The sequence below is a fragment of the Cognatilysobacter bugurensis genome (genome assembly GCF_014652095.1).
GTDB lineage: Bacteria > Pseudomonadota > Gammaproteobacteria > Xanthomonadales > Xanthomonadaceae > Cognatilysobacter > Cognatilysobacter bugurensis.
Genome location: NZ_BMYD01000009.1, coordinates 18,731 through 31,645 on the forward strand (window position 1 = coordinate 18,731; position 12,915 = coordinate 31,645).

The following is a 12,915-nucleotide window of genomic DNA, read 5'->3' on the forward strand; positions in this document are numbered from 1 at the left end:
TCGCGGCAATGAATGCTCCAGCATCCGTCCACCCTTCGCCTGCTGGCAAGCACAGGATCTGGCGGCCGCGACAGTCCTATGCTTCGGCTGCCAACGCCGTCAACGAAAAAGCCCCGCATTCGCGGGGCTTTCCGATATGCACCTGTGCGTCGGGGTCAGCCGGCGCGGCGCGACGCCGTCTTGCGCTCGCTCTCGGTCAGCAGCTTCTTGCGCAGGCGGATCTCCTTCGGGGTGACTTCGACGAGCTCGTCGTCCTCGATGAAGTCGAGTGCCTGCTCCAGCGAGTACTTGATCGCCGGACTCAGCTGGATCGCGTCGTCCTTGCCCGATGCGCGCATGTTCGTCAGCGGCTTCGTCTTGATGGCGTTGACCGTGAGGTCGTTGTCCTTCGAGTGGATACCGATCAACTGACCCTCGTAGACCATGTCGCCTTCGGCTGCGAACAGGCGGCCGCGATCCTGCAGCGGCCCGAGCGAATACGCCGGCGTCGCGCCCGGCGCATTCGCAATCATCACGCCGTTGATGCGCTTGGCAATGGCGCCCTGTTCCTTGGGGCCGTAGTGGTCGAACACATGGAACAGCAGGCCCGAGCCCTGCGTCAGCGTGCGGAACTCATTCTGGAAGCCGATCAGGCCGCGCGCCGGGATCATGTAGTCGAGGCGGACGCGACCCTTGCCGTCGGACTCCATGTTCTTGAGCTGGGCCTTGCGGGTGCCGAGCTTTTCCATCACGCCGCCCTGGTGCTGCTCTTCGATGTCGACGACGAGCTGCTCGACCGGCTCCATCAGCTGGCCGTCGATCTCCTTGATGATGACTTCGGGGCGAGACACCGCGAGCTCGTAGCCTTCACGACGCATGTTCTCGATCAGCACCGACAGGTGCAGCTCGCCGCGGCCGGAGACCAGGAACTTGTCCGGATCCGAGCCTTCCTCGACCTTCAGCGCCACGTTGTGCAGCGTCTCGCGCTCCAGGCGCTCGCGCAGCTGGCGGCTGGTGAGGAACTTGCCACCCGAGAGATCCTTGTTGCCGGCGAACGGCGAGTTGTTGACCTGGAACGTCATCGAGATCGTCGGCTCGTCGACGGTGAGCGCTTCGAGCGCTTCCGGCGTGTCGAGCGCGCACACGGTGTCCGAGATGCTGAGGTCCTGCACACCGGAGATCGCGATGATGTCGCCGGCTTCGGCCTCCGGCACTTCGATGCGCTCGAGGCCCATGAAGCCAAGCACCTGCAGCACTTTGCCCTGGCGCTTCTTGCCTTTGCGGTCGACCACGCTCACCGGCATGTTCGTGCGCACCTTGCCGCGCTGCACGCGGCCGACGCCGATCAGGCCGACGAAGTTGCTGTAGTCCAGCTGGCTGATGCGCATCTGGAACGGGCCGTCCGGATCGACCTTCGGCGGCTCGACGTGCTTCATGATCGCCTCATAGAGCGGGGTCATGTCGCCGCTGCGGGCCTGGTCGTCGAGGCTGGCATAGCCGTGCAGCGCCGAGGCGTAGACGATCGGGAAGTCGAGCTGCTCGTTGGTCGCGCCGAGCTTGTCGAACAGGTCGAACACCTGGTCGATCACCCAGTCCGGGCGCGCGCCGGGGCGGTCGATCTTGTTGACCACCACGATCGGCTTGAAGCCCATCGCGAACGCCTTCTGCGTCACGAAGCGCGTCTGCGGCATTGGGCCGTCCATCGCGTCGACGAGGATCAGCACCGAGTCGACCATCGACAGCACGCGCTCGACCTCGCCGCCGAAGTCGGCGTGGCCCGGGGTGTCGACGATGTTGATGCGATTGCCCTGCCAGGTGATGGCGGTGTTCTTGGACAGGATCGTGATGCCACGTTCCTTTTCCTGGTCGTTGCTGTCCATCACGCGCTCTGCGAGCACGGTGCGTTCATTCAACGTGCCGGACTGCTTGAGCAGGCAGTCGACGAGAGTGGTCTTGCCGTGGTCGACGTGGGCGACGATGGCGATGTTGCGCAGGCGTTCAATGGACATGCGAAAAGTGCCTGGACAGGCAAGGAGAGCGGAAGGAAGCCGGCAAGTATACCGGCCGGACGGGTCTGCAGTCCGGACGTGCACAGGCGCTGGGGTATGCTTGCCCGCCCTGTTCACGTTGCACCGCAACACGGTGCTCAAGCCGAGGCCGTTCCGGCCGCAACCGCCGCTTCTCTCCACGACTGGAAAACCCCATGAGCCTGATCGCCCAATTCGAAACCGACCGCGGCCCGATCCGCGTCGAACTCGCCGCCGACAAGGCGCCGCTGACCGTCGCGAACTTCGTGAACCTCGCGCGTCGCGGCTTCTACGATGGCCTGACGTTCCACCGCGTCATCAACGACTTCATGATCCAGGGCGGCTGCCCGCAGGGCTCGGGCACCGGCGGCCCGGGGTACAAGTTCGAGGACGAGGCCAAGAACGGCCTGTCGCATGAGCGCGGCGTGCTGTCGATGGCCAATGCCGGCCCGAACACGAACGGCAGCCAGTTCTTCATCACCCACGTGGCATGCCCGTGGCTCGACGGCAAGCACACCGTGTTTGGCAAGGTGGTCGAAGGGCAGGACGTCGTCGACAAGGTCAAGCAGGGCGACACGATCAATACGGTCCGCATCGAAGGCGACGCCGATTCTGCGGTCGCGGCGAAGGCAGACCGCGTGGCCGAGTGGAACAAGACGCTCGACGCCAACGCACGTCCGTAAGTCGCGTTACGCGAAGCGTTCCGGCGCGTTCGCACCGCTGCACCCAAAAGCCCGCGTCACCGGACGCGGGCTTTTTTGCGTTCAGTGCATGTCGAAATGACGCAAGCGGCCTGTCGCGGCACCGGCTGAAAAAGTGACGCGTGTTAACATCCGCGGGCTTTGCCCGGCCGTTACGGCCGCTCCGTCGTCTCCCCCACGAGGTTCTTGCGATGCCCCAGCTCGCCGCGCGCGTCGGCCGTGCCAAGCCCAGTGCGATCATGCAGGTCGCGGACAAGGCCAAGCGCCTGAAGTCCGAAGGCCGCGACATCATCAGCTTCTCGATTGGCGTTCCAAATTTCCTGCCCGGGTCGCACGTGTACGCCGCGGCGCGCGAAGCGCTCGAGCACGACAGCGGCCAGTACGGCAGCAACCGCGGCCCCGACGCGCTGCTCGACGCGTTCTGCGAGCACCTCGGCAAGATCGGCCTGACCGGCTACGGCCGCGTCAACGTCGCGACCGGTGTCGGCGCCAAGCACGTCATCTACAACCTGGCCGAAGTGCTGCTCGACGAGGGCGACACGATCGCGTTCCCGACGCCGTACTGGACGAGCTACGTCGATATCGCCGAGATCGTCGGCGCGAAGATCGACCTGCTGCCGTGCCGTGCCGAGCAGAACTACAAGCTCACGCCGGCACAGCTCGACGAGGCGCTCGCCCGCAAGCCGCGCGTGTTCCTGTTCAACAACCCGTCCAATCCGACGGGCATGGTGTATTCGAAGGACGAGATCGCGGCGCTCGCGGACGTCATCGCGAAGCATCCCGACACGTGGATCATCACCGACGACATCTACAACCAGATGGTGTTCGACGGCGTGGGCTACCACAACTTCGTGCACGCGCGCCCCGAGCTGCGCGACCGCGTGATCTTCATCGACTCGTTGTCGAAGACCTACGGCATGCCGGGTTGGCGCGTGGGCTTCATGGCCGGGCCGGAGATCGTCGCGCAGGCGGTCGTCACGATGAACTCGAACCACATCACGAACCTGCCTGAGGTCACGACGGCTGCCGCCGTCGCGGCGCTGATCGGCCCGCAGGACGTGCCCCAGCAGAAGTGCGCGGAGTTCGAGCAGAAGCGCGACCAGGTGATGGCGATCATGTCCGGCCTGCCGGGCGTGGTGTGCCCGCGGCCGCAGGGCGCGTTCTACGTGTTCCCGGACGTCAGCGCGCTGTTCGGCAAGACGCACGGTCCGAGCGGCACGACGGTCGCCAACGACGTCGACTTCTGCAACGCGCTGCTCGAGACCAAGGGCGTGGCCTGCGTGCCGGGTTCGGCGTTCGGCGAACCGCGCGCACTGCGCATCAGCTACACCTGCCCGACGCCGCAGCTCGAACCCGGCCTGCAGCGCTTCGCCGAGTTCGTCCGCCAACTGGCCTGAGGCGCCCGTGTCGCGCGCGGTCTGGCTGCTTCTTGCCGTCGGTCTCGCCGTCGGCGTGCATGCATGGCTCGGCCGCGCGCCGTCCGATGCGGTGACCGACCCCGCTGACCCGCGGATGCACACGGGCGACGCGCGCATCGTGATGCTGGCAGCGGAGTGGTGCGGGTACTGCCGCAAGCAGCAGGGCGACTTCGAACGCGCGAACGTGCGTTACCGCGTGCTCGACGTCGACACCCCCGAAGGCGACCGCGCGATGCGTGCGCTCGGCGCACGGGGCGTGCCGGTCACGGTCGTTGGACAGAACGTCGTGCGCGGTTACGACACGGCCAGGCTCGACGAGCACCTCACCCCCTTGGGCTACCGCGTCTACTGACGCGGCAGCCGTCTTTCCACCTCCATTCAAGGAATCACTCCATGAAGACCCCCGTCCGCGTCGCCGTCACCGGTGCAGCCGGCCAGATCGGTTATTCGCTGCTGTTCCGCATTGCGTCTGGCGAGATGCTGGGCAAGGACCAGCCGGTCATCCTGCAGCTGCTCGAGCTGCCAATGGAGAAGGCCCAGGCCGCGCTCAAGGGCGTGATGATGGAGCTCGAGGACTGCGCGTTCCCGCTGCTCGCCGGCATGGTCGGCACGGACGACGCGGAAGTCGCGTTCAAGGATGCCGACGTCGCACTGCTCGTCGGCGCCCGTCCGCGTGGCCCGGGCATGGAGCGCAAGGACCTGCTGCTCGAGAACGCGAAGATATTCACCGCGCAGGGGGCAGCGCTGAACAAGGTCGCCTCGCGCGACGTCAAGGTACTCGTCGTCGGCAACCCGGCGAACACGAACGCCTACATCGCGATGAAGTCCGCGCCGGACCTGCCGGCGAAGAACTTCACCGCCATGCTCCGCCTCGACCACAACCGCGCGCTGAGCCAGCTCGCGAACAAGGCGGGCGTGCCGGTCGGCGACATCGAGAAGCTCGTCGTGTGGGGCAACCACAGCCCGACGATGTACCCGGACTACCGCTTCGCGACCGTCAACGGCCAGTCGCTGAAGGACAAGATCAACGACAGCGAGTGGAACGCGAACGAGTTCATCCCGAAGGTCGGCAAGCGCGGCGCGGCGATCATCGAAGCGCGCGGCCTGTCGTCGGCGGCCTCTGCGGCGAATGCCGCGATCGACCACATCCGCGACTGGGTGCTCGGCACGAACGGCAAGTGGGTGACGATGGGCGTGCCGTCGGACGGCAGCTATGGCATCCCCGAGGGTGTGATGTACGGCGTGCCGGTGACGTGCGAGAACGGCGAGTACACACGCGTTGAAGGCCTGCCCGTCGATGAGTTCAGCCGCGCGGCAATGGACAAGACGCTGGCCGAGCTCGAGGAAGAGCGCGAAGGCGTCGCCCACCTGCTGTAAGCGGTACGACGACGAAGGCGGCCGAGGTCGCCTTCGTCGCTTTTGCAGCCCACGCGTCCGCGTGCCGGCCGGGTCGAAGTCCGAATCGATACACGGCATGGCCCAGGACGCGGAAGTCGAAGTTCGCATTACGTCGAGGTCACCATGTCACGAGAATCCACCGGCGCGCGTTTCCGCGCGGCCGTCGCTGAAGAATCCCCGCTGCAGGTCATGGGCGCGATCACCGCGTACGCCGGCCTCATGGCGAAGCGTGTCGGATACAAAGCCCTGTACCTGTCCGGCGGCGGCGTGGCCGCCAATTCGCTCGGCATGCCCGACCTCGGCATCAGCACGATGGAAGACGTGCTCACCGATGCGCGCCGGATCGTGGACGCCACGCAGATGCCGCTACTGGTCGACATCGACACCGGCTGGGGCGGCGCGTTCAACATCGCGCGCACGATCCGCTCGTTCGAGCGCGTCGGCGTTGCCGCGGTGCACATGGAAGACCAGGTTGGCCAGAAGCGCTGCGGTCACCGGCCCGGCAAGGAAGTCGTGTCGAAGAGCGAGATGGTCGACCGCGTCAAGTCGGCAGTCGATGCGCGCACCGACGCGGGCTTCGTGATCATGGCGCGCACCGATGCGGCGGCCGTCGAAGGCATCGATGCAGCAATCGAACGCGCCTGCGCGTATGTCGAGGCCGGCGCGGACATGATCTTCCCCGAGGCGATGAAGTCGCTCGAGGATTACGCGCGGTTCAAGCAGGCGGTGAAGGTGCCGATCCTCGCAAACCTCACCGAGTTCGGCTCCACGCCGTTCTTCACCACCGACGAGCTGCGCACCGCGAACGTCGACATCGCGCTGTATTGCTGCGGTGCGTACCGCGCCATGAACAAGGCGGCGCTGAACTTCTACGAGACCGTGCGTCGCGAGGGCACGCAGAAGAACATCATCGATACGCTGCAAACGCGCGCCGAGCTGTATGACTTCCTCGATTACCACCGCTACGAGGACAAGCTCGACGAGCTGTTTTCGCAGACGCCGCGCACGGTCGACTGACAGGTCGGCCGACGGACCGGGCAGCGTGCGCGCGCGCACCCTGCCGCGCTCCGCCGGCGCGTGCGATCCGGCCGCGCGCCTTCGCGTTGCCGGCGCGGCCTTCGGGGCCGCAGAAAAGCGTTGTTCCACTTCGATTACCGCTGTTCCAATTCAAACGAAACCGGCACCGCCGCGCGGTCACGCAGGCGTGCCGAACATCGCCAGGAGAGTTCGATGACAGAGTCCGCACAGGTCCTGCCCAAGGTCAAGAAATCCGTCGCGCTGAGCGGCACCGCAGCGGGTAACACCGCCCTGTGCACCGTCGGCCGCAGCGGCAATGACCTGCACTACCGCGGCTACGACATCCACGACCTGGCGACGAAGTCGAGCTTCGAAGAAGTCGCGCACCTGCTCGTGCATGGCTCGCTGCCGAACGCCGCGCAGCTGCGTGCATACCGCACGAAGCTCAAGCGACTGCGCGGTCTGCCCGCGATCGTGACCGAGGCGCTCGAGCTCGTGCCCGCGAACGCACACCCGATGGACGTTCTGCGCACGGGCTGCTCGGTGCTCGGCACCGTGCTGCCGGAGCGCGAGGGCCATCCGGCGTCCGAAGCGCGCGACATCGCCGACAAGCTCATCGCGAGCTTCGGCTCGATGCTGCTGTACTGGTGGCACTTCACGCGCAACGGCCGCCGAATTGACGTCGAGACCGAGGACGACACCGTCGCCGCGCATTTCCTCCACCTGCTGCACGGCGAAGAGCCGAGCGAGCTGCATGCCGATGCGCTCGACAAGTCGCTGATCCTGTACGCCGAGCATGAGTTCAACGCGTCGACGTTCACCGCGCGCGTAATCGCGGGCACCGGTTCGGACCTGCACTCGTGCATCACCGGTGCGATTGGTGCGCTGCGCGGCCCGAAGCATGGCGGCGCGAACGAAGTGGCGATGGACATCATCGCGCGCTATGACACGGCGGACGAAGCCGAGGCGGATATCCGCGCTCGCATGGAGCGCAAGGAAATCATCATCGGCTTCGGCCACCCGGTGTACACGGTCGGCGATCCGCGCAATCCGATCATCAAGGAGATCTCGCGCAAGCTCTGCGCCGACAGCGGCAACATGACGCTGTTCGACGTGTCGGAGCGCATCGAGACCCTGATGATGGACACCAAGAAGATGTTCCCGAACCTCGATTGGTACAGCGCGAGCGCATACCACATGATGGGCATCCCGACGCCGATGTTCACGCCGCTGTTCGTGATCGCACGGACGACCGGCTGGAGCGCGCATGTGATCGAGCAGCGCGAGGACGGCAAGATCATCCGCCCAAGCGCGAATTACACTGGGCCGGAAGATCGCGAGTACGTGCCGCTCGAGCAGCGCTGAGGCATGCAGGCCGCGGACTGGATCGCGCAAGGGGGCGTCGCTGCGGCGGCGCTCGTCACGACCATCGTCGCGGCGCTGATTCACTACAAAGGAATGCTCGCGCTCGGCGAGCATTTCGATCGGCTCGGGCATATCGACGGCGACAAACCGCTGCGCCAGCGCACGGTGCTGAAAGTGGTGGCCGCACTGTTCGTGCTGCACGTAATCGAGATCGCGCTGTTCGGTCTCGTGTATTGGGGGTTGCTCCTGTTGGAGCGAACAGGCGGCATCGACGGCACGCAGCAGTTCGGTCCGCTGGATGCGCTCTATTTCTCGGCTGTTTCGTTCACGACGGTCGGCTTCGGCGGTCTCAAGCCCGTCGGCGCAATCCGGTTCGTCGCCGGCGCGGAGGCATTGATCGGCTTCATGCTGATCACGTGGTCCGCGTCTTTCATGTTCCTGCACATGCAGCGCCACTGGCGCGGCGGGAACGACGATGACTCGGGCGATAACAACGATCGGTAACAAGGGCTCCTCGGTCGAGGCGCCTCAGTGCAGCCCTTCCGCTTCCAAGGCCGCGTGCACGCCGGGATCGGCGTCCATGCGCGCGCGGAATGCGCCGAGGTCCTCGATTCCTGACAGGTCGACGCCCGTGAGCTCGGCCCAGCGCAGCGTGATGTAGAAGTACGCGTCCGCGACGCTGCGAGCATCGGCCAGCCACTCGCGATCCGAGAGGCGCTGGTTCGCCTGTTCGAACAGGGAACGCAGGCGTGCGCGTGCGGCCTGCTTGAGCGTATCGTGCTGGGCTTCATCCCCGATGAAGCGGGCAGGGTGGAACAGCGGCATGAAGCCCGGATGCACGTCGGATCCGACGAACGACAGCCATCGCGACACTTGGGGACGTTCCCGCGCACTGCCATCGCCACCGAGGCACGCGTCCGGGAAGCAATCGGCGATATAGCCCGGAATTGCGGCGTTCTGCGTCAGCACGAAGTCGCCGTCCTGCAGCGCCAGCACGGAGCCCGTAGGATTGATCCCGCGGTACCACTCGGACTTCAGGTCAGCCGAGTCCACCACCTGCACGTCGACTTCGCCGCCGCTCCAGTGCAGGGCAATGTGGTCTGCAGTCGAGCAGGCGCCCGGCTTGGTGTAGAGCTTCATCACGCCCTCCGTTTCGCTACGCATGGTCGACGCGCGAATGCGAAGGCGGCGTCGCTGCGCGCGGGGGCGCGCATCGGCCGTGTCGACTACGAGCGGCGCGGTTTGAGCGACTGCACTTTCAGGAAGGTGTGATCGCCGATCGTCGCCACGCGGTACGCGTTACGCCAGCTCGGCTGCGCGATCGCATGCGCGTGGAAGTGACTCGCACCGGGCACGACTTCGCGACGCTGCCCGGGCGGCAAGGCCCAGTTGCGCTCCGCGTCGAACGCGACCGTGAGGGCGTGGTTCCACGCGCGGTCGTTGCTGAGGCGCGTACGCGGCGACACGATCGTCGGTGCGAACTGCGACCGCGCGGTCACGACGTCGCAAACGGTGTCGCCCCACAGGCCGCTGTCGCGACGACGCAGGGCCACCTCGGCCACTGCCTTCTGCCCACGCAGCGACTGGTCGCGGGCTTCCAGGTACACCGTTGTGCTCAGGCACAACGAATCGGCGGTTTGCGGCGGCAACACTGTGGCCAGCCACATGATCCAAGCCAGTTTCATATCGACTCCTTGCTCCGTTGCGTCGTCACGGCGCGCATCGCCCGGGGGTGGGCAACGCGGCTGTTGGACATGGCGTACTGGGGAGGGCAGCGGCTCTGCGGCGCGCTTTGCCCGGGCAACCTCATACCGCAGAGCGCGGGGAGGTGCCGGTCCCGCCAAGCCGGGCGGGAAAGTGGGCGCACGGTAGCGGCAGGGAAATAAACTTCACGTGAAGCGGGGTGGATTTCTCTATTGACAGTTTGTTAAAGCGGCGTGCTCAGAAAGAGGCCGCGAGCCGGCTGCCCTGGTCGATTGCCCGCTTCGCGTCGAGCTCCGCGGCGACGTCTGCACCGCCGATGAGGTGTACGTGCGGGTGCCCGGCCATGGCCTGCACGAGCGAGCGCTCCGGCTCCTGGCCGGCGCAGACCACCACGTGGTCGACCGCGAGCAGCCGCTCTTCGCCGTCGATGCGCACATGCAGTCCGGCGTCGTCCACGCGCAGGTATTCCACGCCGCCGTGCATGTGCACGTCCTTCGTCTTGAGCGATGCGCGGTGGATCCAGCCCGTGGTTTTTCCGAGTCGGCTGCCGGGGCGACCCGGGCTGCGCTGCAGCACCCACACTTCGCGCATCGCGGCGCGCGGCCGTGCATCGACGAGCCCACCGCGTTGCGTCGTGTAGTCGAGATCGACGCCCCATTCCGCTCGCCACTGCGCCGCATTGCCCCCGGTGCCCTGATGCGGCGGCTCGACCAGGAACTGCGCGACGTCGAATCCGATGCCGCCCGCGCCGATGATCGCGACGCGAGCGCCCGGGACGACGCGCCCGGTGAGTACGTCGAGATAGCCGACGACCTTCGGGTGGTCCGCACCGTCGATCGCCACCGCACGCGGCCGCACGCCCGTGGCGATCACAACGCGGTCGTAGCCGGCAAGCGCGCCTGGGTCCGCGCGTACGCCGGTGCGCAGCTCCACACCGGTTTCCTCAATACGCGTGCGGAAGTAGCGCAGCGTTTCGGTGAACTCGCCCTTGCCCGGAATCCGCCGCGCGACATTGAACTGCCCGCCGATCGCGTCGGCGGCTTCGAACAGAGTGACTCGATGGCCGCGCTCGGCGGCCACAGTCGCGCACGCGAGACCGGCCGGGCCTGCGCCGACGACCGCAACGCGCAGGGGCGCATCCGTGGGCGTGTAGCGCAGCTCGGTCTCGTAGCAGGCCCGCGGATTGACGAGGCAGGTCGCGCGGCGATTCGCGAACACGTGGTCAAGGCAGGCCTGATTGCATGCAATGCATGTATTGATTGACGCGGCGCGCCCCTCGCGTGCCTTCGCGACCCAGGCCGGATCGGCAAGAAGCGGACGTGCCATCGACACCATGTCCGCGTCGCCGCGCGCGAGCACGGCTTCAGCGACCTCGGGCATGTTGATGCGGTTCGTCGTGATCAACGGCAGCGAGACGTGCGGCTTCAGGCGTCCGGTGATGCCCGTGAACGCCGCGCGCGGCACCGAAGTCGCGATGGTCGGCACGCGCGCTTCGTGCCAGCCGATGCCGGTGTTGATCAGCGTTGCGCCCGCCGCTTCGACCGCACGCGCTTGTGCAACGACCTCGTCCCACTCGAGCCCGCCGTCGACGAGGTCGAGCATCGACAGGCGGTAAATGAGGATGAAGTCAGGGCCACAGGCCTCGCGGATGCGACGGACGATCTCGACCGCGAAGCGCATCCGATGCGCGGCGTCGCCGCCGAACGCGTCGGTGCGGCGGTTCGTGCGCGGCGCAGTGAACTGGTTGAGCAGATAGCCCTCCGAGCCCATCACCTCGACGCCGTCATACCCTGCGTCGCGAGCCAACCGCGCCGTGCGTGCGAACGCGTCGATCTGGCGTTCGATCCCGCGTGCGGTCAGCTCGCGCGGCGTGAACGGGTTGATCGGCGCCTTGATCGCGCTCGGTGCGACCTGCAGCGGGTGGTAGCCGTAGCGCCCCGCGTGCAGGATCTGCAGGCAGATGCGTGCGCCATGCGCATGCACTGCCTGCGTCACTGCGCGATGTCGCTTGGCCTGCCAGCCCCAGCGCAGCATCCCGCCCATCGGCTTGAGCCAGCCCCGGACGTTTGGCGCAAAACCGCCCGTCACGATCAGCCCGACGCCGCCGGCTGCGCGCTCTGCAAAGTACGCCGACAGCTTGGGAAAGTCCGACGCTTTGTCCTCGAGCCCCGTGTGCATCGAGCCCATGAGCACACGGTTGGGCAGGGTGCAGAAGCCGAGGTCGAGTGGGGTGAAGAGGTGGGGGTAGGTCACGGATACGCTGGACATTGCCGACGATACGCTTGAGTACGGAGCGCGCACGATGACGGGGCACGACGCCGACGGCAAGTGGGCAACCGGCCCACCCGTTCGCCTGCCCATGGCCCGAGACCGGAACGTCTTCGCGTTCAGCACTATGGCGATTGTTACCTTCGTGTTAACAATATCTTCACCCGCGCACGCCTAGCCTTCCGCGGCGATGGCGTCATTCAGGCAGCTGTCCAGGAATGCAACGGAAATACGCGGACGCGGTTTTCCTCCAAATACACAAGGATCCGATATGAACAAGAAGATTCTCTGCGCCGCTCTTTTGGGCGGACTGAGCGTGGCCCAGGTGGTTAGCGCTCAGGAGTTCGATGATCGCTGGTACGTCAGCGGCCAGGCCGGCTTCAATATGCAGGACGACGAGCGCGGCACCCGCAATGCCCCGTTTGGCGCGATCGGCCTTGGCAAGATGATCAACTCGACCTGGTCGTTCGAGACGCAGCTCAACTACCAGAACGCCCAGGTTGACCGTAACCAGGAGCTCAACTGGAGCCAGTACGGCATCTCCTTCGACATGCGTCGCCACTTCATGGCCGAAGGTCGCAACTGGGGTCCGTACGTGCTGGCCGGTATCGGTTATCAGCGCGAGGAAGAAGAGTTCGACCCCACGAACCCGCTGATTCCGGCGCGCTTCGAGCGCAACGGCGCCCCGAGCGAGCGTGAAGAAGGCAACGTGGCGGCGAAGTTTGGTGTTGGCCTCCAGGGCAACACGGGCCGCGCCAGCATCCGTGCCGAGGTTGCGTATCGTGCGGTCGCGAACGACGACAGCGTCGGCGCGTACCTGCAGGACGAAGTGCCGCGCGATGACGGCGCTGACTGGTTCGGTGACGTGCTCGCCTCGGTCGGTCTGGTGATTCCGCTGGGTCCGGAGCCTGTGGCTGCGGTCGCCCCGGCACCGGCGCCGGCTCCGAGCGCGCCGAACTGCGCCGATCTCGATGACGACGGTGACGGCGTCAACAACTGCAACGACAAGTGCCCGGGCTCGCAGGCCGGCCAGACGAT

At 66.3% G+C, this 12,915-nt stretch carries 12 protein-coding genes; 8 read left to right on the forward strand and 4 right to left on the reverse strand.

Translation table 11 applies throughout. From position 1 onward, the window contains the following. Window positions 1–155: 155 nt before the first annotated feature. Window positions 156–1,988 (reverse strand): translational GTPase TypA, encoded by a 1,833-nt coding sequence (typA, locus tag IE075_RS15325; RefSeq protein ID WP_189457978.1) that lies wholly within the window; start codon window positions 1,986–1,988, stop codon window positions 156–158. A 194-nt stretch (window positions 1,989–2,182) separates the two neighbouring features. On the opposite strand from typA, the gene IE075_RS15330 reads away from it, so the two are divergent. The 7 genes from IE075_RS15330 (at window position 2,183) to IE075_RS15360 (ending at window position 8,409) form a co-directional block, all read left to right on the forward strand. After that, on the forward strand, window positions 2,183–2,689 hold the full coding sequence (locus IE075_RS15330; RefSeq protein ID WP_189457979.1) for a peptidylprolyl isomerase: 507 nt from the start codon (window positions 2,183–2,185) through the stop codon (window positions 2,687–2,689). A gap of 209 nt (window positions 2,690–2,898) precedes the next feature. Then, window positions 2,899–4,104, forward strand: coding sequence for an aminotransferase class I/II-fold pyridoxal phosphate-dependent enzyme (locus IE075_RS15335; protein WP_189457980.1), 1,206 nt, complete (start codon window positions 2,899–2,901; stop codon window positions 4,102–4,104). 7 nt (window positions 4,105–4,111) lie between these two features. After that, window positions 4,112–4,477 (forward strand): glutaredoxin family protein, encoded by a 366-nt coding sequence (locus IE075_RS15340; RefSeq protein WP_229792566.1) that lies wholly within the window; start codon window positions 4,112–4,114, stop codon window positions 4,475–4,477. 41 nt (window positions 4,478–4,518) lie between these two features. Beyond that, entirely contained in the window at window positions 4,519–5,502 is a 984-nt protein-coding gene (locus IE075_RS15345; RefSeq protein ID WP_189457981.1) for a malate dehydrogenase, read from the forward strand. A gap of 144 nt (window positions 5,503–5,646) precedes the next feature. Next, window positions 5,647–6,540, forward strand: coding sequence for a methylisocitrate lyase (gene prpB / locus IE075_RS15350; protein WP_189457982.1), 894 nt, complete (start codon window positions 5,647–5,649; stop codon window positions 6,538–6,540). A gap of 213 nt (window positions 6,541–6,753) precedes the next feature. Continuing rightward, window positions 6,754–7,905, forward strand: coding sequence for a bifunctional 2-methylcitrate synthase/citrate synthase (gene prpC, locus IE075_RS15355; protein ID WP_189457983.1), 1,152 nt, complete (start codon window positions 6,754–6,756; stop codon window positions 7,903–7,905). 3 nt (window positions 7,906–7,908) lie between these two features. After that, window positions 7,909–8,409: a potassium channel family protein gene (locus IE075_RS15360; protein WP_229792567.1), complete on the forward strand. Its 501-nt coding sequence runs from the start codon at window positions 7,909–7,911 to the stop codon at window positions 8,407–8,409. A gap of 24 nt (window positions 8,410–8,433) precedes the next feature. On the opposite strand, the gene IE075_RS15365 is transcribed toward IE075_RS15360, so the two are convergent. From IE075_RS15365 to IE075_RS15375, 3 genes are all read right to left on the reverse strand, one after another. Continuing rightward, window positions 8,434–9,045 (reverse strand): glutathione binding-like protein, encoded by a 612-nt coding sequence (locus IE075_RS15365; RefSeq protein ID WP_189457984.1) that lies wholly within the window; start codon window positions 9,043–9,045, stop codon window positions 8,434–8,436. An 86-nt stretch (window positions 9,046–9,131) separates the two neighbouring features. Then, on the reverse strand, window positions 9,132–9,590 hold the full coding sequence (locus IE075_RS15370) for a cell wall hydrolase (RefSeq protein WP_189457985.1): 459 nt from the start codon (window positions 9,588–9,590) through the stop codon (window positions 9,132–9,134). Window positions 9,591–9,846: 256 nt separating this feature from the next. Then, window positions 9,847–11,877, reverse strand: coding sequence for an NADPH-dependent 2,4-dienoyl-CoA reductase (locus IE075_RS15375; RefSeq protein ID WP_308427836.1), 2,031 nt, complete (start codon window positions 11,875–11,877; stop codon window positions 9,847–9,849). A gap of 271 nt (window positions 11,878–12,148) precedes the next feature. On the opposite strand from IE075_RS15375, the gene IE075_RS15380 reads away from it, so the two are divergent. Beyond that, window positions 12,149–12,915: porin family protein (locus tag IE075_RS15380; protein WP_189457987.1), on the forward strand; the 767-nt coding region annotated here is incomplete at its 3' end.

Excerpts from the sequence above, each read along its gene's own strand:
- IE075_RS15330 (WP_189457979.1), top strand. The coding sequence starts at position 2,183 with ATGAGCCTGATCGCCCAATTCGAAACCGACCGCGGCCCGATCCGCGTC.
- IE075_RS15335 (WP_189457980.1), top strand. The coding sequence starts at position 2,899 with ATGCCCCAGCTCGCCGCGCGCGTCGGCCGTGCCAAGCCCAGTGCGATC.
- IE075_RS15370 (WP_189457985.1), bottom strand. The coding sequence starts at position 9,590 with ATGAAACTGGCTTGGATCATGTGGCTGGCCACAGTGTTGCCGCCGCAA.
- IE075_RS15345 (WP_189457981.1), top strand. The coding sequence starts at position 4,519 with ATGAAGACCCCCGTCCGCGTCGCCGTCACCGGTGCAGCCGGCCAGATC.
- IE075_RS15375 (WP_308427836.1), bottom strand. The coding sequence starts at position 11,877 with ATGTCCAGCGTATCCGTGACCTACCCCCACCTCTTCACCCCACTCGAC.
- prpB (WP_189457982.1), top strand. The coding sequence starts at position 5,647 with ATGTCACGAGAATCCACCGGCGCGCGTTTCCGCGCGGCCGTCGCTGAA.
- typA (WP_189457978.1), bottom strand. The coding sequence starts at position 1,988 with ATGTCCATTGAACGCCTGCGCAACATCGCCATCGTCGCCCACGTCGAC.
- IE075_RS15360 (WP_229792567.1), top strand. The coding sequence starts at position 7,909 with ATGCAGGCCGCGGACTGGATCGCGCAAGGGGGCGTCGCTGCGGCGGCG.
- IE075_RS15365 (WP_189457984.1), bottom strand. The coding sequence starts at position 9,045 with ATGAAGCTCTACACCAAGCCGGGCGCCTGCTCGACTGCAGACCACATT.
- prpC (WP_189457983.1), top strand. The coding sequence starts at position 6,754 with ATGACAGAGTCCGCACAGGTCCTGCCCAAGGTCAAGAAATCCGTCGCG.